This is a genomic window from Bacteroides intestinalis, assembly GCF_003464595.1.
GTDB classification, from domain to species: domain Bacteria; phylum Bacteroidota; class Bacteroidia; order Bacteroidales; family Bacteroidaceae; genus Bacteroides; species Bacteroides intestinalis_A.
This window is the reverse complement of sequence record NZ_QRZF01000016.1, coordinates 50263-74755: the sequence shown is the minus strand read 5'-3', so window position 1 is coordinate 74755 and position 24493 is coordinate 50263. Positions and strand designations below refer to the sequence as shown.

At 41.2% G+C, this 24493-nt stretch carries 10 protein-coding genes; 3 read left to right on the top strand and 7 right to left on the bottom strand.

Annotated elements, in window-relative coordinates:
- Positions 1 to 6: 6 nt before the first annotated feature.
- Both DWW10_RS18920 and DWW10_RS18915 read left to right on the top strand, forming a co-directional pair.
- Complete coding sequence (locus tag DWW10_RS18920) at positions 7 to 1539, top strand: RagB/SusD family nutrient uptake outer membrane protein (protein WP_022392874.1); 1533 nt, start codon at positions 7 to 9, stop codon at positions 1537 to 1539.
- 16 nt (positions 1540 to 1555) lie between these two features.
- Positions 1556 to 2707, top strand: coding sequence for a dienelactone hydrolase family protein (locus tag DWW10_RS18915; protein ID WP_022392873.1), 1152 nt, complete (start codon positions 1556 to 1558; stop codon positions 2705 to 2707).
- A 91-nt stretch (positions 2708 to 2798) separates the two neighbouring features.
- Here DWW10_RS18915 and DWW10_RS18910 read toward each other — a convergent pair whose 3' ends face one another.
- Together DWW10_RS18910 and DWW10_RS18905 are read right to left on the bottom strand one after the other, a co-directional pair.
- Positions 2799 to 7211 (bottom strand): hybrid sensor histidine kinase/response regulator transcription factor, encoded by a 4413-nt coding sequence (locus DWW10_RS18910; protein WP_118422084.1) that lies wholly within the window; start codon positions 7209 to 7211, stop codon positions 2799 to 2801.
- A 21-nt stretch (positions 7212 to 7232) separates the two neighbouring features.
- Complete coding sequence (locus DWW10_RS18905) at positions 7233 to 8387, bottom strand: dienelactone hydrolase family protein (protein WP_022392871.1); 1155 nt, start codon at positions 8385 to 8387, stop codon at positions 7233 to 7235.
- Positions 8388 to 8472: 85 nt separating this feature from the next.
- On the opposite strand from DWW10_RS18905, the gene DWW10_RS18900 reads away from it, so the two are divergent.
- Positions 8473 to 12924 (top strand): hybrid sensor histidine kinase/response regulator transcription factor, encoded by a 4452-nt coding sequence (locus DWW10_RS18900; protein WP_118422101.1) that lies wholly within the window; start codon positions 8473 to 8475, stop codon positions 12922 to 12924.
- A gap of 13 nt (positions 12925 to 12937) precedes the next feature.
- On the opposite strand, the gene DWW10_RS18895 is transcribed toward DWW10_RS18900, so the two are convergent.
- From DWW10_RS18895 to DWW10_RS18875, 5 genes are all read right to left on the bottom strand, one after another.
- Positions 12938 to 14350, bottom strand: coding sequence for a glycoside hydrolase family 140 protein (locus DWW10_RS18895; protein WP_022392869.1), 1413 nt, complete (start codon positions 14348 to 14350; stop codon positions 12938 to 12940).
- A gap of 94 nt (positions 14351 to 14444) precedes the next feature.
- On the bottom strand, positions 14445 to 16175 hold the full coding sequence (locus tag DWW10_RS18890) for a hypothetical protein (RefSeq protein WP_022392868.1): 1731 nt from the start codon (positions 16173 to 16175) through the stop codon (positions 14445 to 14447).
- Between the two features lie 13 nt (positions 16176 to 16188).
- Positions 16189 to 18249, bottom strand: coding sequence for a RagB/SusD family nutrient uptake outer membrane protein (locus tag DWW10_RS18885; protein WP_022392867.1), 2061 nt, complete (start codon positions 18247 to 18249; stop codon positions 16189 to 16191).
- Between the two features lie 19 nt (positions 18250 to 18268).
- Entirely contained in the window at positions 18269 to 21595 is a 3327-nt protein-coding gene (locus DWW10_RS18880) for a SusC/RagA family TonB-linked outer membrane protein (RefSeq protein ID WP_118422082.1), read from the bottom strand.
- Positions 21596 to 21866: 271 nt separating this feature from the next.
- Positions 21867 to 24350, bottom strand: coding sequence for a glycoside hydrolase family 95 protein (locus DWW10_RS18875; RefSeq protein WP_022392865.1), 2484 nt, complete (start codon positions 24348 to 24350; stop codon positions 21867 to 21869).
- Positions 24351 to 24493: the final 143 nt, after the last annotated feature.

Here is a 24493-nt window from a genome sequence, read left to right as displayed (position 1 = left end):
CAGAAGATGAAAACAAAAAGAATATTTAAGAGCATAATTGCATGTAGTGTTGGAATTAGCATGTTGTCCGGTTGTCTTAATCTGGATGAAGAATTATACGGTAGACTCTCTCCCGAAACATATTATCAGACAGAAGAAGAAGCTCTCTCTTCCGTAGTAGGTGTATACCAATATCTGGCATATATGTCCAGGGCAGGTGGTGATGGCTGGCGAATTGGAGAGTTTGGCACGGATGAATTTTTCTGTCCGGGTCGTGCCAGTGGTGGATGGTATGATGAAGGTAATATGCAGATCATGGCACATAAGATAACAGCGGATAATGCACGCCTTGAAACTTGCTGGGGAACTTATCTGTTTCCCGGTATTGGTGCAGCCAATGCTGTGATAGCCAGTATGGAATCCTCTCCTATGAAAGATGAATTGAAAGCCTTGATTGCGGAAACACGTGCTCTCCGTGCCTATGGATATTATTATGCAATGGATTATTTCGGAAATGTACCTCTTTTTACAGGAGCTAAAGTTGATGCAAATGATTTACCGAAGACTGCTTCCAGAAAAGAGGTCTATGAATTTGTAGTAAAAGAGTTTGCAGAGGCTGCTGCAGATTTGCCTTCTATTAAAGAAGTGAATCGTGCATCTTATTATCCTCGTTTGACAAAGGAAGCTGTGTATACAGCATTGGCTTCTGTTTATCTGAATGCTGAGGTTTATGCCGGTGAAGCTCATTGGGCTGATGTGGTGACTATGTGTAATCATGTCATCGGAACCAATGCTTATGTTTTGGAAGATAAAGTGGGGGATTGCTTTCTTGCTACCAATGAATCAAATTCAAAAGAGGTTATTTCTTCGTTTGCGGTAGATCCGTCCAAAGGTGTTGATGGCAATGAATTCATTCTTTATGCTCAACATGCTCTTGAACAAAAGAAGTATAACTTAGCTTTTGCACCGGCTAACGGTTATTGTTTTACGGATGATGCTTTGAAGAGATATGAAGAAGGAGATGAACGTCTGGAACTTTTGGAGTATGGTCCTCAGTATTATCAGGATGGAGTTACTCCGTTATGTGATGATAAAGGCACTCAATTGGTGCTGACAACTATCAAAGATATGGTTTCTGCCCAGGATAATGAAGGCTACCGTGTGTTGAAGTATTCGCCAATAGGTGTGGCTTGGTCTGGTAGTAAGGCTGATAACGATTATATTTTGGAACGTTATTCCAATGTTTTGCTGATGAAAGCTGAAGCTTTGTTCAGGCAAGGGATACAATTGGATGAGGCACTCGAATTAGTAAATCAGGTGCGCAGGCGTAGTAACCTTTCCGATTGGGATGGGCTGACTTTGAAAAAGATAGAAGAAGAGCGTGCCCGTGAATTTATCTGGGAGAACCAGCGTCGACGTGATATGATTCGTTTTGGTTCTTATTTCACAGATACCTGGTTCTATAAGACTGGTGTTACGGAAGAGTGGAGAGGTATTTATCCTATACCTGCTATTCAATTGAATAATAATCCTAATTTGAAACAAAATCCGAATTATTAATAAATATGTTTTTGGTATGATAAAAAGTATCATTCTTTGCGTGTTAGGGTTGGCCACTTCGGTGGTCGCCCTTTCTCAGCATTTATCCGGTTACGAACTGGAAAGGGAAATGCCGGTTTTTCTGGATCAGTTAAAGCAAGAGTTGACTTACCCCATGGCTTGGGGAAATAGTCCTGTCAAGAATTTTAAGAAATGGCGTAAACAGGCGCGCAATGTTGTGTTGGATGCCATGTTGGCCCCACCTCCTTATACTACTGATTATAAGGTGGAAGTAGTAGCGGAAGAACAACGTGATGGATATAAAGCAAAGAAATTACGCTTTAATCTGACCGGTTATTCACGGGTGAATGCCTATATGCTGGTTCCTGATGGTGAAGGCCCTTTTCCGGCAGTTGTGCTTCTGCACGATCATGGAGGACATTATACGATTGGTAAAGAGAAGATGATACGTCCTTTTGGTGTGTCTCCGGAAGTATTGGCGGATGCCGATGCTTGGGCGAAACAGTGTTATGGTGGGCAATATGTAGGCGATTATTTGGCAGCCCATGGTTATGTGGTTATTTCTGTCGACGCTATCTTTTGGGGTGAACGCGGACGTAAAGAGGGAGTTGACGGTGATAAACATATGGCTGTGGCTGGCAACTTTATGATGTTAGGGCGTAGTTGGAGTGCTTTTATGAACTATGAAGACATGTATACTACTGACTTTCTGGCAACCTTGCCTGAAGTAGACTCTAAACGTATTGGTTGCATGGGCTTTTCTATGGGCGCCTATCGCGCCTGGATGCTTTCGGCTTTGACTGATAAAATAAAGGCTGGAGCTGCCGTTTGCTGGATGGTTACCACGGATTGTCAGTTCTCATGGGAATATGGAAATGAAAGGGGAGGATTTGCCAATATGCTTCCAGGTATCAGGCGCTATCTGGATTATCCGCATATTGCTTCTATAGCTTGCCCTAAACCTATGTTCTTTCTAAATGGAGAGCACGATAAATTGTTTCATCCGGTAGGAGTAAACGCCGCTTTCGCTGAGATGCGGAAAGTGTGGGAAAGTCGCTCGGCAGGAGATAAACTGGTAACAGAACTGTGGGATATGCCACATGATTGCGGTAAGAAAGTACAGGAAGCTGTCTTGAGTTTCCTTGATAAGTGGTTACAGGAAGATTGATTGTTTTATAGAGATTTACTATTTCATAAGATACCCCTATGTTCTGTATTAAGGATGTACGAATGCTTTTAATACAGAACATAGGGATATTTTATTTCCGGCTTTCTTTATATTCTGTTGGCGTCATGCCATATTGTTGCTTAAAGCATTTACTAAAATAGTGAGAATCATTTAGTCCTACCATATAAGCTATCTGAGCCATATTATATTCATCAGTTTCTATTAGTTGGGCGGCACGTTTCATGCGTATTTCCCTTAGAAATTCTACAGGAGACAGGCCTGTCAGTGTTTTTAGTTTCTTAAAGAATACAGAACGGCTCATATTTACTTCGTTGGCAATATCTTCAACCATAAGGTCACCATTATCCAGATGTTTCTCTATTGTCTCCATAACTTTGTCTATGAATTTCCGGTCATTGGCGGATAAGGAGGGTTGTGTTTCTTCTTTTTCATAGTTCGGTTGTTGGCTGGTAGATGTGGGCAGCAGGCTTGCACAGAATAATGCTTGCAATTTCTTGCGCTGGTCAACCAGGTTGAAAATTCGCGCTTTCAGATAGGCAGCACTGAAGGGTTTGGTTATATAGTCGTCTGCTCCTGATTTCATACCTTCTATTCTACTTTCGATAGTAGATTTGGCTGTCAACATTACAATAGGAATATGGCTGGTATTCATCTCTTCCCGCAGTTCGCGTACCATTTCAATTCCATCCTTTTCGGGCATCATCACGTCACTGATAATAATATCCGGCAGATATTTCTTACTCTTCTCTAATCCTATTTTTCCATTTTCTGCTTCTATCACATTGAAGTGTTGAATAAAGATAGTCTTTATGAAGAAGCGTAGTTCTTGATTATCCTCTACAATCAGAATCGTTTCTTTTTCATTGTTCAGGTTTGTTTCTTCACTTTCAGCAAGAGAGGATAACGAGGTATTCATATATCCCGGAACAATATCAGTTATAACATAATCGGATAGGATGAATTCAACAGTTTCATCAAAATGCTCTTTTCCTTTGGGAAGTTTGATGGTGAAGCAACTGCCTTCGCCAGGTTTGCTTTGGATGCTGATTGTACCATGATGCATATCGATCAATTCTTTAACGAGTGAAAGTCCGATACCGGTGCTGGCTTGGTTGAATAAATTCTTATCTACAAGATTCTCAAAGCGGACAAATAAAGATTTTTGTTTGTTTTCGGCAATGCCGATACCTTGATCTTCCACTGCAATCGTTACATCAGTTTCCCCCTCCTGTATACTTACTTTAATCTGCTTACCCTGGGGAGTATATTTGAATGCATTTGATAACAGATTAAATAATATTTTCTCTAATTTATCCGGGTCAGCCCATATTTTGACCTGCGAAGTTTGTGCAGTCATTCCGAAATCCATCTGATGTTCGTCCGCCAGCCTGTTGAAACTTTCCATTATCTGCCGGGTAAACGGGATAAGATCGATTTGCTGCACCTTCATTTTCATCTTCTTATTCTGAATTTTGCGGAAGTCCAGTATCTGGTTGACGAGGCGTAGCATTCGGTTTGTATTACGTTCTACTAAAACTAATTGTTCTCGTTCTTCATCCTCTAACTTGCCATGCTGCAAGACTTGCTCTATGGGGCCGGCAATCAGAGTCAACGGGGTACGTAATTCATGAGAGATGTTCGTAAAGAAACGTAATTTGATATCTGATATCTCCTGTTCTACAGTAACTTTATGTTTAAGTCTGAAGATAGTAAAGAGAATATAGGCAGCTATAAAAATGATTAATAGGATAAAGAGTATATAAAGCAGATACGCCCATGGGGTTTCCCAGAAAGAGGGGAGTACGGTGATGGCTAATGTGCGTGTGTTTTCTACCCATACGCCGTCGCTATTTGTGGAACGGACTTTCAGAGTATAATGTCCTTTAGGAAGATTGGTGTAAGTGGCAGTTCGTTGATTGCCTATTTCGTTCCAGTTTTTTTCAAACCCTTCCAACTGATAAGAATATGAAATGTTATTAGGATATTTCATATCCAGTGCTGCAAACTGAATACTGAAAGTATTTTTATCATGAGGTAATGTTAGGAGTCGGGTATCATCAATATGGGTGGACAATATGCTGCCTTCTCCGGGTGTTACCGTTTTTTCAGCTTGTTGGAGGCGGGTAAAGATAATAGGAGGAATATAAGTACTTGTATGGATAGAATCCGGGAAGAAGCAAAGGATCCCCTTGACTGTGTTAAACATCAGATGATCAGAGTGCGCCCGTAATGCGGCTCCTTCATTAAAGGAAATTCGTCTTGGAAAAACTCTGGAAGGATAGTTTATGATCTTTTCTGTTGTGGGAATGAATTTACAGAGTTCTTCTTCTGTGGCACACCATAAATTGCCGTCTTTGTCTTCTTCGATAGATAACAGAACATCCGATGGGAGTCCGTTTTTCATCGTGTAGGCTTTGAATGTAGCTTGCTCTTTATTAAGTGAGAGCAATTTATTGAGGCCACCTCCGAATGTTGCAACGTACATTTCACCTTTTTGAGTGAAGAAGATATTATGTATATCATTATTGCTGAGGCTTTGCGGATTACCTGGTATACGGCTATAACGATGGAAAGTGATTTTTTCCGGTTCATTGAAATTACCTTCACACATCAGTAACCCTGTAGCACTGCCTATCCAAATATTTCCTTTAGCATCAGAGGTGATGAAACGGGTACGATAACATTGGGTGATAGGGTAATTCTTTAACCGGTTTCGGTAATTAATGAATTGGACAGGCTTTTCATTCGCTTCTTTTTTCAGATAGTTTATTCCGCCTTCAAATGTTGCAATCCAGATTCGTTGCTGTTTATCTTCATATAAACTGTAGATTTCATTGCCGCTTAGGCTATATACATCGTTGGTGTCAGTTGTATATTGGGTAAGATGATAGGTCAATGGCTTACTTTGAGGTTTGGCTGCAATCAAACCATTACCCTTGGTGCCGATCCAGATTGTTCCTTCATGATCTTGCATAATGGCATAAGCAATGCCTAATTCATCTGTGTTATGAGGAGAAATCGTTCCTTGTGCAGTGAGATTGCCTATGTAGCGTTGTTTTTGATCATAGACCCGTACTATTTTATCTTTATTCCCAGTCCATATGTATCCGTCACGATCTTGATAAATGGCGCGAATATTACTACCTGGAAATTCCGGATCATCAGGAGCTGCTGTCAAGAGATGAAAGTGATTGGTATTGAAAGATACTTTTTCCAGTCCATTACCATATGATCCTAACCATAGATTACCTTGTTTATCGGTAAAAATAGCTGTGACTTTATTGTCGGTGCTCCACCCGGATTGCAAGGATGGGTTATAGAAGGGTTTTATACGATTGTTTTTACGATCATACCAAGCAAATCCACCACCGGAAGGGTGTATCCATAAAGCACCATTTATATCTTCATAGATATACATTTCAGGTCGGGAGTCAACAACATCTTTTCCGTATTTATCTTTCAGAATGAAGAAATCAAATTGTTCATTCTCTGGATTAAAGTGGGTGACTCCTTTTATTTTCAAACGCATCCACACTTCACCATTGGAATCGACATACACTTCTTTTATCTGGTTATCTTTCAGTGAAGGGTGGGTGGCAGTGTTGTAATGACGGGAGGCTTGGCTTCCTTGCTCGTGAATAAAGAAGCCATCGGTGGCTGTGCCGATAAATAGTTTATCATGCTTTAATTGCCGGATAATTTTAAGGGAAGAGTGAGTGGTGAGTTCTTGTCTTGAGAACTGACCATTATTGGAATGATATTCGTAGATGCATCCTCGCTTGGAAGTGAAGTAAAGTGCATGCTCATTCTCTAATGCATCATAAAAAGGCTGCTTGTCTTTTATTGAGGGGATGACAAAATAGGGGGATAACTTTTCTTCACCATTTTTTTGACTCAGTCGATACAAACCATTCTCTGTTAATATCCACTGGTTTTGTTGTTTATCCTGGAAGATGAGATTAATTCGTTCTGAATATGAAATTTGGTGGAATTTGAAAAAGTTAGTGGCTTTCATCTCCTGAGTATCCGGATGAATGGTTATACGAATTAGTTCATTCTGTATGGTAACCACCCAGACATCTCCGCATGGAAGTACATATATATCCTGTGATAAATAGTTCTCGTAAGGGATTGCCTGGAATTGTTCCGTTCTTGGATTAAACCTGTATACCTGATGGTCATAACTTCGCACCCAGATATATCCGTATTTATCTTCTTTTATATTGTCCAGACGGTTATTACTTAATCCGATACTATCGCCCGGATGTGCTTTATAGTTCTTGAATGTATATCCATCGAACTTATAGAGTCCATCCCATGTGGCAAACCACATAACTCCTTTATGATCTTGCATGATTCCCTGTATGGTTTTTTGTGCAAGTCCATCCTCTGAAGTATATTGCGTGAAAGTATGTGGTAGCTGTCCCATGCATAGGCTATTGCAGGCTATGCAACATATAAATAGTATCCAGATGTGCTTCATGATTAGATAATAAATGAGAGTTTATTTCAGCCATTTATCGAAAAATTCCAATGTCTCTTTCTGCATTTCCTTGTTGAAGAAGTGCTTCTCTTCCCATATTTTAGTTACCAGGCGTTCGGATGCTTTCTGACTTTGCCAAACAGTCTGCATGATGTTATATGCATCTTTCACGCCTTCTACCGGGAATAGTTTGTCTTGACTTCCGTTAAAAAATAAAGTTGGTTTCGGGCACGCAATGCTTGCCGTATGCGGGTAGTCCAGATAGCGACGCAGGTTGGGTATCAACATGGAATAGGCTGATCCCCCTTTGTTCTGATTGTTGGTTAGTGTCATCAGATACTCAGTAGTGTTCATCCAGCAGATGGATGCGGAGGCTTTTATGCAATCGGTGATTGCAGCGAGCATCCATGAACGATAGGCTCCCATCGAAAAACCTGCGCAACCTACTTTATTCTTATCCACACATGGGAGTGAAGCCAGAAATTCTGCACTTCGTACATCATCTATATGGATGAATGCTCCCCATGAACTCCCCATTTGCAGAAAGTTGGAAGCTAATGCCTGTTGACCGTCATAGCTCGCTCCTTCTTTCCGTCCGCGATCTCCCCAGAATAAGGCATCAATGGAGAGTACAACATAACCGTGTTCGGCAAAATAGTCTCCTGCATATTGTCCGTCGTAGCAACGGGATGCCCAGTCATCTGCATCTGCCATGACTTCGGTACTTACACCGAATGGACGAACCATTTTTTCTTTACCGATGGAAAAGTGCGCACCATGGTCGTGCAACATCACGACTGCCGGGAAAGGACCTTCACCATCAGGTATTAGCAGGTAGGCGGGGATGCGGCACCATTCCGATACATTAAATAGTATTTTTTGAGCTTTATATCCATTGCGTTGTTCGGTAACGATTACTTCCATGGCATAATCAGCGGGAGCAGGGGGTAAATTCTGCATACAGTCTAATAAGGTTTCCCGTGCCTGGGTACGCCATGTCTCAAATTTACGGACAGGGGAATTTCCCCATGCCATCGGAAAGGTAAGTTGCTGTTTCAGTTGCTCATAGAAGACAGGCATATTTTTGACAACACCATAGGCGGTGGTGTCAGTTTGTGCAATTATGCCAAGATGCCCGAAGAGAACTATTAGGAAAATGGTTGTAATGCGTTTCATGGTCAGTGGTTGTTAAAATCTAAACAAAGATACATGATTTTTCTATGAAATACGTATCTTTACCGCATAGAATAAGCCTGTTATGATGAAAAAAATCTTATATCTGATAGTTGGGTTGGTGTGTGTATTATCAGTAAAAGCACAACCGGATTGTTTCTTTACCCATTATTCGTCTGAAGACGGACTTTCTCAAAATACAGTAATGAGCATCCTGCAAGATCGCAAAGGGAATATGTGGTTTGCTACCTGGGATGGTATTAATAAGTTCAATGGTTATTCATTTAAAACATATAAGGCACGGCTCGATAATCGTATCGTGTTGAGCCATAATCGTGTAGACCATATGGTGGAGGATAAGTATGGCTTCCTTTGGCTACAGACTTATGATAATCATGCTTATCGTTTTGATCCGCGTACGGAAGCATTTGAGCGTGTTCCGGCTGAAGGCGAAAGGGGCAGTGTAGTCAATGTCACGAAGATAGAAGCCCTTCCAGGTGGCGCGGTTTGGTTGCTAACCGAAACGGAAGGCGCCATTCGCATAGCTACGAACCCGGAAGATTATAGTTTGACTTCACAATGGTATTCTGCTCAATCAGGACAATTCTCTGCCACTCGTGTTTTTGGCATATATGAGGATCTTTCGGGTAATGAATGGATATTATCTGATAACGGATTGGGAATGTTGGCAGCGGGACAGACTACTCCGACATCCTATTTTGTAGATGCTGCTGAACGGGAAAAGAAAGGAGGACAAGCTTTTTATTCCTGTCTGGAATATGATTCGGAAATCTATTTTGGTTCGGATAACGGACGTGTGTGGTGCTATCAGAAGGAAAATGGACAATTTCAATTGCAGAATCTGCCTGCATCTTCCCGTATTGTTTCTATCAATAGCGTGGAGGGTAATGAACTGATATTTACTACTGCGAAAGATGGTTTTTTCTCATATCAACCTAAGACGAAAGCGATAGAGCATTTTCCGGCTTCCCGCTTTCCAAATGCATCTATTCACTCGGTTTATGTAGATAAGGCGTCCGAGGTCTGGTTTGAACAGCATATTCCGGGTACAGTGGTGCACTTCAATCCGCGTACACGGATTCTGAAACATGAGAAAGTACCGGTGGAGCCTACCAGCACTGACCGCTCGCGTCCGGCTTTTCATATTCATGAGGATATTAATGGTGTACTGTGGGTACATCCTTATGGGGGTGGATTTTCATATTTTGACCGGAAAAGTAATAGTTTACATCCATTCTATAATAGTCTGTCAGGAAGTGACTGGCGTTTCTCTAATAAAATTCATGCAGCTTTTTCTGACCGGCAGGGTGATTTATGGATGTGTACGCATTCTAAAGGACTGGAAAAAGTGACCTTCCGTCCATCCCAGTTCCGTGTAATGACTCCCATGCCACATGATTATGAGTCTTTGAGTAATGAGGTTCGTGCCCTTTGTGAAGATATGGATCAGAATTTATGGGTGGGTCTGAAAGATGGAAAACTACGGGTATATGATAAGAAACGTGTAGATAAGGGCTATTTGACTGAAAATGGTACAGTGTCGCACAGTGGTACTCCATTGCGTGGTAATGTCTATTTCATTTTGCAGGATAGCAAACAAAATCTTTGGATTGCAACGAAAGGGGATGGTCTGGTGAAAGCTGAGAAGCAGAAAGATGGATTGCACTATAAGTTGACTCGTTATCAGCATCAGGAAGAGGATATTTATAGTTTGAGTGACGACAATGTTTACTGTGTATATGAAGATAGTCACGGACGTATCTGGATAGCGACTTTTGCCGGTGGAGTAAACTACATGACACGTGATCAGGATGGAAAAGAAATCTTTGTGAACCACCGTAATAATCTGAAAGGATATCCCATTGACTATTGCTACAAAGCCCGTTTTATTACAGGAGACCATAAAGGACATATCTGGATAGGGACCACCATTGGTGCACTGATGATAGATGCCGATTTCAAGAATCCCGAAGATGTGAAGTTTCATCATTTCCTGCGTGTTCCGGATAATGAGCATTGTCTGAGCAATAATGATGTACACTGGATTGTATCGACCCGTAACCAGGAACTTTTCATTGCAACTTTTGGTGGCGGACTGAATAAACTGGTGTCATTGGACGGCAATGGTAATGCCACTTTCAAATCGTATACAGTGCAAGATGGACTCCCTTCGGATGTGCTGCTTTCCATACAGGAAGATAAGAACGGTAATTTGTGGTTGAGTTCTGAGAATGGCATAAGCAAATTTATTCCTTCTGAAGAGACGTTTGAAAATTATGCGGATAAAGAGATTTTCTTCCGTGCACGTTTCAGTGAGGCGGCTTCGGAATACACGGCTTCGGGGAATATACTTTTCGGAGCTAATACAGGTATCTTTTACTTTAATCCGGATTCTATTTGTAAAAGTAACTATGTACCGCCGATTGTATTATCTAAATTATTGATAGCCAATGAGGATGTACAACCGGGACAGGGTTCGGTTTTGAAACAAGGTTTGGATGATACGAGAGAACTGGTATTATCCCATCGGGAGAATATTTTCACGATTCAGTTCGCTGCACTCGATTATTCCGCACCTTCTGAAATTCAGTATGCTTATATTCTGGAAGGTTTTGAAAAAGCCTGGAACTTTGTTGGCAAGCAACGTGCTGCAACCTATACCAACTTGCCGAAGGGACACTATATCTTTAAGGTTCGTTCGACCAATGGAGACGGAGTGTGGACGGAAAACACGCGCATACTGAATATTGAGATTCTTCCTTCTTTCTGGGAAACTCCGTTTGCCTACTTCCTGTATGTGCTTTTCGTTATACTGATTATTGTGACGGCTGTTTATATCCTGTTCACCATTTATCGTCTGAAACATGAAGTATCTGTAGAACAACAAATGACAGATATGAAGCTGCGCTTTTTTACAGATATTTCTCACGAACTGCGTACTCCGTTGACTCTGATTTCGGGGCCTGTGGAATACGTTCTGGCGAATACGAAACTTCCGGCTGATGCACGTGAGCAATTGCAGGTGGTGGAACGGAATACGAACCGTATGTTGAGGCTTATCAATCAGATTCTGGATTTCCGGAAGATACAGAACCGGAAGATGAAGATGCAGGTGCAACGCATAAATGTAGTTACTTTTACCCGTAAGATCATGGAAAACTTTGAGTCGGTTGCCGAAGAACATCAGATAGACTTCCTGTTTGAAACAGAGAAGGAGGAATTATATCTGTGGGTGGACGTTGATAAGTTTGAGAAAATAGTATTCAATCTGCTTTCCAATGCCTTTAAGTACACTCCAAATGGGAAGATGATTACAGTTCTGGTGCGTGAAGATGAAAAGACAGTTTCCGTGGGTGTGGAAGATCAGGGAATAGGTATTGCGGATAATAATAAAAAATCATTGTTTGTCCGTTTTGAAAATCTGGTAGATCGTAACTTGTTCAATCAGTCCAGTACAGGCATTGGCTTGTCGTTGGTGAAAGAACTGGTGGAGATGCACAAGGCAGTTATTACGGTTGATAGTAAATTGGGCGAGGGTAGTTGTTTTAAAGTAGATTTCCTGAAAGGAAAAGAACACTATGATGAAACAGTGGAATTCTTACAGGATGATACTACTGTGGGTATGGGAGTTGCAGAACAAGTGACGGACATACTTAGTGAAGTCCCCAATCAGTCGGAAGAGGAAAGCCTTCCGGATGAGACCGAAGAAGATACAGATGCTAAAGGAACGATGCTGCTTGTGGAAGATAACTCGGAACTCCGCCTGTTCTTGCGCAGTATCTTTGCTTCCGAATACAGGATTGTGGAAGCTGTAGATGGTATGCAAGGTTGGAGTAAAGCCTTGAAATTCTTACCGGATATTATTATCAGTGATGTGATGATGCCCGAAAAGGATGGCATAGCTATGACTCGTGAATTGCGTGCGGACATGACGACCAGCCATATTCCTATTGTATTGTTGACAGCCAAGACTTCCATTGAGAGCAAACTGGAAGGCTTGGAGTATGGAGCTGATGACTATATTACTAAACCGTTCAGTGCTACTTACCTGAAAGCACGTGTAAAGAATCTGCTTACTCAACGTCAGAAGCTGCAGGGCATTTATCGCGATAACTTAATGACTGGAACTTCTGCTACTATTTCCGAAGAAGAAACAGTGGAAGAAAAAGGTCCTGAAATGTCTCCTAACGACCGTAAGTTTATGGATAAACTGGTAGACCTGATGGAAAAAAATATGGATAATGGTGAATTGGTGGTAGATGATCTGGTGCAAGAGTTGGCTGTCAGCCGTTCTGTATTCTTCAAAAAGCTGAAGACGCTGACCGGATTGGCACCTATTGAGTTTATCAAAGAAATGCGTATTAAACGCGCTGTCCAGTTCATTGAAACCGGAGAGTATTCCATGACTCAGATTTCTTATATGGTGGGCATCAATGATCCGCGTTATTTCAGTAAGTGCTTTAAACAGAAGATGGGAATGACACCTACTGAGTATAGAGATAAGGGGCTGAAAAAATAACGCCCCTTTCTTGCTAGTTTTGCCAATGAATTGTGTAATTCTTATTGGCATCTGTGATAATCAATACCCAATCATTTCCGTTTATATGACCGCCTTCGGGTTGGAAGGCTGCTGTATTGGAACTGAATTCACCAATATAAGACAGGTTACCGTTGCGGGGTGAATACCACCAAGCCTTTTTAGTTTTTCCACTGATTTTATTGAGATTGACTTGCATGCTACGTCCGGTGTAGTTATAGATTAACATATAATCATTTCCCCGGGTAGCAATAAGGCGTTCGTACTTAGTACCATTCTCACCGGCAATACAACTTTGATCGGGTACTCGTTCATAGAAGGGGAAAGCAAGTATTAAGGTCTTCAGGTACTTCATCTGGTTGAATCCGGGATCTTTTAGTGCATCATACCATAGCTTGGTTGCACCATAGGCCGGGTTTACTCCTGGTTTTAAGAATTGCATGATGGAACTGTGCCCGTATGTATGTCCGAATGCTCCGGCGAATACAGACCAATAAGCATATCTGCGTACATCATTGTCTTTCCAGAAGCCTTCTTTAGGATCATGGAGGCCTTGTGGAATAGCTTCATAGGAAGGCTCGCCATCAATAACCGGACGTAATGGGTGTCGGGAAAGACTACGCTCCACATATCGCCAGTTATCCTCTTCTGTACCTTGTGGCAACAGGCTGTTTTTATCCTCTTTGCTTTGTCCGTATCGGCGATGTCCGCTTTGGAACATGTTGAAATCCAACCATGGGGTATCATTGAACCATTCTGTAGAAAGGGTCCGGCCGAAAGGATGGAAAGTCATGAGATGATTCTTGTCGATAGATTTGATAGTGTTAGCGAGCATGTTCCATACTTCTGTTTTGATGTTTCCGTAGATATCTCCGCCAATCATCCAAATGATGTTAGGACGATCTTTGTAACGATTGGCAAGGAAAGTACCGTAAGCCTGGGCTTCTTCTACGTTCATTTTCCCACTTTTTACCAATCCACCCCAAATGCAGACCATGCCAATATATATTCCTCTGCGGGAGGCGGCATCAATGATGAAATCCATATGATCCCAATAACCATATATTCCCGGACGATCTATGTTTGAGAAATCAAATCCATCCGGCATAGAGGATTGCCCATAAAAGTTCATTGCAGGTACACCATTGATTGTTTGTACTTGTACTACATTGAAACCGGCTTGTTTGCATTGTTCCAGATAGTATTCCGCTTCATCCCGGTTCAGTCTTTCGGGAAGTAACCAACCGGTATCTCCGAGCCAGAAGAAGGGAGTTCCGTCGGTATGTTGAAGGTAACGGGAGTTCTCTGATACTTGTAGTTTTCCATTCTCCCAAGGGAGATTACGAGATTGAGGGAATGCTTGTAAACAGATACAGGCAAAGATGGTATATAATAATAGTTTTTTCATGCTGTTGTTTTTTATTCAAATATAGTTAGAAAAATACAGAAAGAGGGAAATGGCAGTACATTTCCCTCTTTGCTTATATTAAACTATAAATAAGTTATTGCCATTTGGATGCTCCGATACCGGATTCTCCAATATTGCCGATGATTTTGTAATCACCTTTTTCCGGTCCTTGCCACAGAGTGTTTTCATCAAAGCTCAATTCAAGAAGTCCATCAATAGGATAAGTTTTGTCACCGATAGCGGTCCAGGTGAAATTAGTTTTAAAGCTAAGAGCTACATTGATTTGTGCTGCGCTGGCATCAGTAAAGATAGAGCCTTTGGCCCCAGCAGTGTAAGTCATAACAACTTCTCCTGCATTTTTATCTGAAGCCATAGAAGGACCGAACAGCGTCTTATTGATATTTAATTTAACAGCATTTTTGCTGAGACGGAATAATGGAGCATTAGCATTGACTGTTGTTTCAATAGGAGCATAACAGAAAGTACAATTTGTGATGTCGATAGTTAATTCACTTGCACTAGAGCGGAAATCACACAGTATAACAATATTGGTTATAGTACAATTATTGAAAGTAACGGTTTTCCAGTCACCCTTTTTGTTGGTACTTGTAACTACACCTTGATCACCAATACCGTTAATGGTGCATCCGTCAAATGTTACATTTATAAAGTTGTCAGAATCTGCTTGTCCACGTACGATACCGCGGTAACCTTCAAGACGACAACCTTGGAAAAGTAATTTATTGACAGTAGAGCCGCTACCGTTAACGTTAATGATTTGCAGGCCTCCAAAGCCTTTGGCTGTGTTATATTCTACAAATGTTTTTCCGTTTTCATCAATATCAATAGCACTTTTGCTATATATATCAACATTTATAAATTGAATCTTGTCAATTGTTACACCTTTTCCAATACCTATTGCATTTTGGAGAACAATACGAGCATTAGATTCAAGAGTAGGTCCTGTCATAAATGTGATCGACTTATCAAATGAGGCTCCACTCATTTTGTAGTCAAGGCCACCTTTTAGGATAACTCCCATATTTTCTGTAGTCTCTTTCCAAAATTGGCTATTAGTTAAGTAACTTTCAGCTTCTTCGTCAGAATGATTACGCAAGTCAATCCAATTTCCTGCTCCAAACATTTCATCATAGTTGGCGGCAATGCTTGTTTTACCACTAATTTTGCCGGCATAAGTATCATTGTTTTGTATTTCTTCATCGCTATAAGCATAGAATGTATATTGAGTTTCGGGGGTCAGATCATAAATGTCGACATAGCCGCTCTCATATTCACTTTCACTTACTGGTACAAAACGAGGTTCTACACCTTCGACATCTGTAGTAACCTTTATTACTTTAATGATTGCACCACCTTCATCCCAACTGATACGTGTGGCATTATCAATACTTTTACTAGAGGTAATTTTAGAAATGTAATTGATGCTGGCATCTGTTGTTGTGTACACTTCAGACTCTTTGGATGCAGAATTACAGCTTATTTTAACCATATACTTTTCATCCCAATTCAAGTCTTTGAAAGTATAGGGAGAGCTTTCGCAAGAAGCTTCTGTATAGAACTCATAAATACTTTCACCAGTGGTCTTATCTGTACCGGTTACACGGTATAATTTCAAATCATAGTTGGTGGCACCCTTGATGTTGTCCCAAGTAACCACAACTGTGTTGCTTTGCGTCTCCAGAGAAGCTACCGGGCGGAATAAACGAGGTGCCTCGCCCAGTGTCTCATCATCGTTGCATGCAGTAAAGGTGTAACTTGCTGTTAATGCAAGAAACATTATTGCAATATATTTTCTGATTTTCATATTCATTTAATTTTTATTTGTTACGGATAGAATAACCATCATTTGATAAAACACCATTGGAGGATATTACACGATCTGTTGGAATAGGGAATACATAGGGTGTTACTTTGTTTCTCAAAGAACTAATATCTTCCGTACCAGTGATCAATGCGCCATCAGTCAACCCATGCCATGAATATAGTACTCTTTCTTGTACAATACCTTTCTTTATCTCATTTCCATTTTCGTCTGTGCCGTAAGGTTGATTGGTTTCCGGATCCTTGTTGCTGACGCTAATCAGACTTTCTACAAAATTAATATATTTTAATCCGTCAAAAGTTGCGTTTGAGCTTTTTATATCATCGTCTTTCAATGTTTCAGCTGTATTATATGGACTGCTGGATTGATTGCGGTAAGTGAAATAATCGTTCTCAAATTCGAGGGAACCATTCTTATAATTATAGTATAAGCGGGGAGCTATACCCAAATCTTCGATATCCTTATTTTTGTTGTAGATTAATTCACCATTGACTTCATCTAATTGTTGATAGTTTATTGCTACATTGCGCATCCAATCGATAGTATTCACAATAGCATCACTATAATAATTCCAACGAATTAAGTCAAATTTACGAATGTTTTCTCCACCAAATTCCCAAGCTCTTTCTTTGATAATAGCTGTTCTAAAATCGTTGTAATTACTTAGTTTATTGATGTAATTGGTTACCATTTCGTCTTTATTGCTTGCTTTGATGAAAGCACGTTCCCGTACTCGTTGCAACATTTCTTTGGCAATTTGTGTAGGACCGTTATTGATTTCATTATCAGCTTCTGCCAGCAATAATAGTACATCTGCATAACGCAATATAGGCCAGTTGATGCCTGTTCCTTTGTCTTTTACCGTGGTATTGGTCATATCCATACGACACCATTTGGCAGGCTGAATACCCCATACATCACATGCACCCTGTTTATTGTCATTCAACCAACGATAATTAACACAAGTTACGTTTAAACGTTGGTCTTGTTTGTCGAAAGAACAAGCATAGTACGGAGTCAAGTTCGTATAACTGGTTCCGGCACCTCTTGAACTTGCTACTACACTTAAGCCGTGACACCAGCCAATGTCACCCCCAGAGTTAGGTACAAAACCCATTTCAAACAGTACGTCACCATTAGCAGGATTACACCCGTTGATTTCATTATCGAAAATTGTCTTGAAGTTTGTTTCCAGACTACGATCTTTCAATTTGATTAATTTAAGAGCATATGCTTTCGCAACTTTGTAATAATCGTCAGCAGAAGATGCAGTTTGGCTAGCTCCGTTTTCATCGATATAATTGATAGTATATTCTTCACCAGTTTGTGTGCAGCGTGCCATTGTTCCATCAGCCTGCATAGAATATCCTGCACGGAACATTGCCAACTTAACAATGAAACCTAGTGCAAACTCGCGGTTCATATATTCCACGGTCATATCATTGCTCCACATCATTTCTTCTTCTACATTAATCAAATCCTGAATACATTGAGAATAGATAATGTTTTTGTCTGTACGTGGGTCGTTATGCATATTATCTTTGGTAGTCGGAGTAGTTGCATATGGAACGTCTGCCCAGAAGTTACACATTAACCAATACCAATATGCACGTAAACAATAGGCTTCACCGTGAAGTTGTTTCATATCTTTATTTCCTTCCAGATACATAGCACTGTTTTCAATACCTTCTATACATTGGTTAGCAAAGTCGATAGCTTTTAAGCTATTATCCCAGCAGTTTTTTATATCAGAGAATTGTTTCATATCCAATCCCCACACACTACGACGGTCGGCAACTGCGACTTGTGCTTTTGTGATGAAACCGATTTCAACGTCTGTATTTTGCATCCAGTTGGTACTCATACGTGAAGTATAGGTATCCTCACAGAAAAATGAATAAACGTGTGCTATCATTTTGCGAGTATCTGTAGGATTGGAACAGAGATATTCCAAGTTATCGGTTGAAAGGGACTTTGTATCCAACATATCTTCACAAGAGGTTGTGAAGGACAATCCGCAGATTAAAGTTACTATATATAAAAATTTCTTTTTCATGTTATTTCTTTTTTGGAAGTTAGAATGTGATATTAACACCGGCTGTCCAAGAGAATGATTTAGGATAGGCTGAATAGTCGGCACCAGGGGTTAATCCGCTTGTTTTACTGTTGCGGATAGCAGAGTTTACTTCTGGGTCGTAGCCATCATAACCGCTTAGGCAGAATACATTGTTTAAAGTGCAATATAAACGGAGTTGGCTGCATGCGAACTTTTTAGTCCAGTTCTTTGGCATGGTGAATCCTACTGTTAGATTCTGTAAACGCAAGAATGAACCGTCTTCAATAGCCCACGATGTAGGAACTGGATTATTGTCTGACATTGTTGCACCAGACCAATATGTTGCATTGGCATTCATCATTTTCAATGTTGCATAATCGGTAATGATTTCTCCTGTTGCATGATCCAAGTATGTCCATGCTTTTCCACCCAATGTTACTGGCACCATATCGGCACGGAGGCTTGCATAAGTATTACGATAGGATTGAGAAGATACCATCTTATCCATGTTATATACATCGTTGCCAACAACAAAGTTGAAGTTAGCAGCAATATCAAACCACTTGTAAGTGGCATTCAGACCGAAACCACCAGTGAATTTAGGTTGTGTTTTACCGATAATAGTACGGTCTTTGTCTGCTGAAATGCTACCGTCACCGTCTAAGTCTTTTATTTTCATAGCACCTGGACGTAAACCACCGTAGGAACCACTTGTTGTATAAGAATTGTCAACTTGGCCTTCTTTTAATATATAGTTACCAGACTTGTCGAATTGGAATTGAGTGTTTCCATTGGCGTCTACATAAGTTTCGAAATCATCAACTCCATAAATGCCATCATATACGAATCCCCAAACCAATCCTAAAGGTTGACCTACAATTACACGATAGTCATCCTGTCCACGCATATCTGTTGAGAATGCACCAGAGTTGAAAGCCATAGAAGTTACACCTTCGGACAGTTTATCAACTTTGTTTTTGTTGAAACCAATGTTGAAGTTGAAGTTCAAAGAGTAATCTTTCTTCTGGAGGATGGCAGCGTTCAATGATAATTCGACACCACGGTTAGAAGTTTGACCAATGTTCTGTTGCATGGAAGTATATCCAATAGCAGTGATAGGTATTTCAATTAACAAATCTTTCACTGTATTCCAGTAATAATCGATACTACCTGAAATCCGTTCATTGAAGAAACCGAAATCCAAACCAACGTTACGGGTAATTGTTGTTTCCCATTTCAAGTTAGGATTAGCAAGCTGAGAGTTATTCAACGTATAATGCGGATTCTGTTCATTTCCGGCACCATAGTATTTGCCACTTGAATAGGCTTTATAAGTTGTTTCGAACATAGCACTTCCGATACGATTATTTCCTGCTGTACCATAGGAAAAACGAAGTTTTAGATTAGACATGAGGTCTTTCGCATTTTCCATGAACGGTTCTTCCAAAACACGCCATGCTACGGCTGCTGCAGGGAAGTATCCCCAACGATTTCCTCTGGCAAATTTAGAAGAACCGTCAGCACGCATTGTTACGGTTAACAAATAGCGATCAAGTAAGCTATAGTTTGCACGACCGAAGAAAGATATAGTTCTGTCTTCCTGTCCCAAGGTTGAAGATATGGTTTGAGCACCTGTACCTTTAGAATTGTTAGCCATGCTGGCAAACATTTTGTCCGGTTGAATATCTTTCTGAAAATATTTACCAATCATATTGTTCGTTTCACTGTTGGAAGCAACATATTCCTGGCCTAACATAACATTCACATCATGAATCTTGTTGAAAGTTTGTTTCCATGTCAAAGTATGTGCAGCACGCAATTTCCAGGAATCTTTCTTTTGCCATTCACCCATAGGTAAACTACCGCCATCTTGAACGGCTTTATTACTTTTAGGACCAAACCAGTCTTTCTGTTGGAAGAACGTATAGTCGTATCCACCTTCGGCACGGTAAATGAAATTCTTGGTAATATCCCAGTTGATTGCAGCGTTGAAGTTATAACGGCGCTCATTTTTTCTTCTCCAATAATCGTTTACCTGATCTTTCAATGTACGTGTTGCATTGACATATTCTTCGTATTCTTCTTCGGGAAGAGTAGAAGGATCAATATCTATCTGATCATACAGTCCGAAAACAGGAGCCTTCATAATAGCGTCGTATGAACGTATCTTATAGGTTCCACCACCAGTTCCCATACCTTGGGTTTCAGTATCAGCTACACGCGCACCAAAATCTAAATTTAGGTTCTTATACAACTCATGTCTCAGTTTAAAGTTCATGTTATAACGTCTGTAACCATTGCCTTCCATCAGACTCTTATCATTGGCATATGAACCACTTAAAGTGAATTTGGTCTTATCGTTGCCACCAGTGATATTGATGTTATGTGATTGGGAAAGTTCGTCATTACCAAACATTTCTTCTTGCCAGTCATGACCTGACTGATATTTGTATAAATCCAAGTCACCATAAGCACCATAGCGTTCTTCGAAGCCTCTGATTGCAGAAGAACCTCTGAGAGCCTGTCTTTCATAATTGTACATTACGAATTGGTATGGGCTCATTGTATCCAATTTCTTGCTGATACTTTTCCCTTGTATATATCCGTTGTAACTAACAACTGTCTTTCCTCCCTTAGCACTTTTTGTAGTAATCAAAATTACACCATTGGCACCTTGTGCACCATAAATAGCAGTTGAAGCTGCATCTTTCAACACTGTAATATCTTCGATATCCGATGGGGAAATATCCCCCATACTTGAAACAGGAAAGCCATCAACGATGTAAAGAGGGGAGTTATCACCAGTGATAGAACCACCACCACGTACTTTGATAATCATTTCAGCATCCGGAGATCCATCTGTAGTAGTAATTTGCACACCCGCTAATTTACCGGTTAATGCTTCTGCTACATTAGTTACAGGTACTTTAGCTAATTCTGCACCTTTCACCGTGCTGACCGCACCAGTCAAGTCTTTCTTCTTAGCCGTACCGTAACCAATAACCACAACTTCTTCCAAAGCCTGGGCATCGTCTTCCATTACAACATTGATTTTTGTTTTGCCTTTTAGGGCTATTTCCTGAGGTGTCATTCCCACATAAGAAAATACTAATGTGGCATTGGCAGGAACACTAAGGGAGAAATTACCATCGATATCGGTAATAGTACCGTTGCTGGTATTTCCTTTCTGTACTACGGAAGCACCGATAACGGTTTCTCCCGTCTTGTCTGTCACAGTACCTGTTACGGTTACATTTTGCGCTGATACGCTAAGCGATATCACGGCTACTAAAAAGAATAGTAGCGCGGCGCGCATGTTTTTCATCTTGTTAGACATTCTTTGCATGTTATTAATTAAGTATGATTTTTTTCGTTAGTGTGTTCGTGCACACTGTTAATTCTTTGCTGCAAATGTATATGGATGTAAAAAGATAAATGTGTAATATCTGTTTTTAGGGTGGTATTTTTTGTTATTTGCTGTCTAATATGCTTTTGTGAATAACCTATATGATGTTATATAACAGAAAAGAGGGGAATTTATTGTTCCCCTCTTGACACTTTAACATATGAACGGCTCACTTGAGTCGCTATCTCCATGTTTTTGATAACTATTTATTTTATTGCTCTTTTGATGTTAGAATGTACTCATTCCCTGCACTTGTTTCAATGTCATAGACATAAGTCTGTGCATATTCCGGTATGCAAATTGGAGCATTAGCGGCAATTAATGGCTTACGGATGCTCTGTGATTGCAAAAGCGGGTTGTCGGACACTTCTTGCGTAGTTGGGCTCAATTTTTCCCCATTCAGATACAAGGGAGTCTGAGTGCGGATACGGAGTGTACCACCAATATTGGAGGCGATAACGGCGGTTTGTAACTTACCGTTTTCCCACTTCATTTCATTCACAGTAAATCCACCACGGCAACGGATACCTTTCAGCGTTCCTTCTTTCCATACGTCAGGTAGAGCAGGAAGAAGATGGATAGCACCGTCATGGCTTTGAACCAGCATTTCGGCAATACCGGCAGCACAGCCAAAGTTACCGTCAATCTGGAAAGGCGGGTGAGCATCGAACAAGTTTGGATAGGTGCCACCATTTTGCCCCTTTTCATCAGTGGTGGGGTGCAGTTGGTCTGTAATCAGTTTATAAGCATGGTTACCATCCAGCAGACGAGCCCATAAGCAAACTTTCCATCCCATCGACCAGCCCGTAGAATGGTCACCACGTCCAATCAAAGACTTCTTGGCAGCTTCAAACAGGACAGGGGAATGATAGGCGCTGATCTGGCGTCCCGGATACAGTCCCCAGAGATGGGAAATATGGCGGTGACGATCTTTAGGATTATCCCAGTCGTGCATCCACTCCTGTAACTGCCCCCAACGGCCTACCTGCATCGGTGCTAAATTGTCGACAACAGTCTGCAGACTGTCGGTGAAAGCGGTTGTTTCGTTCATTAGCTTGGCTGCGGCAATGGTGTTGTAGAAAAGATCGTAAACCATCTGATTGTCCATAGTGGTACCGGCAACAACGACAAATGTGCGTTGTCCATTTACTACAGGACTATTTTCCGGAGAGTAGGAGGGGGCAACTACCAACCAGTTGTTTTCCGGTTCGCGTACCAAAAAGTCGAGGTAGAACTCACAGGCACCACGCATCAGAGGGTATGCTTCGGAGAGATAGTTCTTATCACCGGAGAATAAATACCGGTCCCAAAGATGCTGGCAGAACCAGGCATTACAGGTAGGCCATACACCATAACTTGGTCCGTCGACAGCACCTGTGCTGCGCCAGATGTCTGTGTTGTGATGCAGCGTCCAGCCACGACAACCGTACATGGCTGCACTTTCACGTCCTTGTATGGCTACTTCTTTCACTAATTGCAGGAAAGGTTCGTGCATTTCGGGCAGAGAAGTGCTTTCAGCTGGCCAATAGTTCATTTCAACGTTGATGTCAGTGGTATATTTGCCATCCCAGGGAGCACGCAGTTGGTAGTTCCAGATACCCTGCAGATTGGCAGCCTGTCCACCCGGTTGGGAACTGCATATTAAGAGATAACGTCCGAATTGGAAGTACAAGGCAGCCATCTGCGGATCGAAACTACTGCTGAACTCTTTTACACGTACATCCGTCGGCTTATTGATCTGAGCATTACTTCCCAAGTTCAGAGATACACGGTTGAAGTATTTCTGGTATGCATTGATATGTGAAGTCTTACTCTTTGTGTAGTTCTTATTAACCTGTTTCAGATATTGTTGTGCGCTATTGAGGGCATCACCCGAAACGTCTTTATAATTCACGAAGTTGGTTCCGATGGAAACATACAGTACAACACTGTTCGCGTCTTTTACCTGTAGAGTGCTGTCTGATAGCATTTCCAACTTTCCACCGTTGTTTTCTATACGGGTAAGTGCGGTAAATTCTACTTTTCCTTCAATGCCTTCATGATCGTTGGCTTTTCCATTCAGTTGCAATTCCTTGCGGGGGGAGATACAGCGTACCACACCACTTTTATAAGGAGTGCTGTATTTAACTGTGAATGAGATACTTTTCTTTTGTGAAGCCGTCAGCCGGATCACTAATACCTGATCGGGGAAGGAGGTATAGGCTTCTCGCGTATAAGTCACACCATTGGCTGTGAAGCGGGTGGTAGCAATTGCCTTTTCTATATCCAGATCGCGGTAATAGTCATTATATTCATTGATACCGTCGAAGTCCAGATGCAGTGAACCTACTGTCTGATAAGGCATTCCATTGGCTGATTGCGAGCAAATGGTAGGGCCGCAAAGCGCTTGTGCTTCTTTGTTCTTACCTTCGAAGATGAGCTGGCGGATACGAGGCAGGGCATCTTTAGCTTTGGGGTTGGTGTTGTTGTGGGGAGAACCGCCCCACACAGTTTCTTCGTTCAACTGGAACTGTTCGTGTACCGGATCGCCGAAAACCATGGCGCCTATACGTCCGTTACCTAATGGCAGAGCTTCCACCCATTGTGTGGCGGGTTTGTCGTACCATAGTTTGAGGGTTTGATCTTCTTGCTGTGCCTGTAGATTAGTTCCGGCACAAACAACTGTGAAGCATGCTAATAACCATTTCTTTATCATTGTTTTTCATTTTTGGTATTTCGATTGCAATGTTAGGCAGTTTAAGGCATTCTGAGGGGTAATAATTGGCTAAAAAGGAGTAAAAATGACGCAATACGGAAAAGAAAGGAAGTTGACAAGGGGACAAGTTGACAAGGGAACAA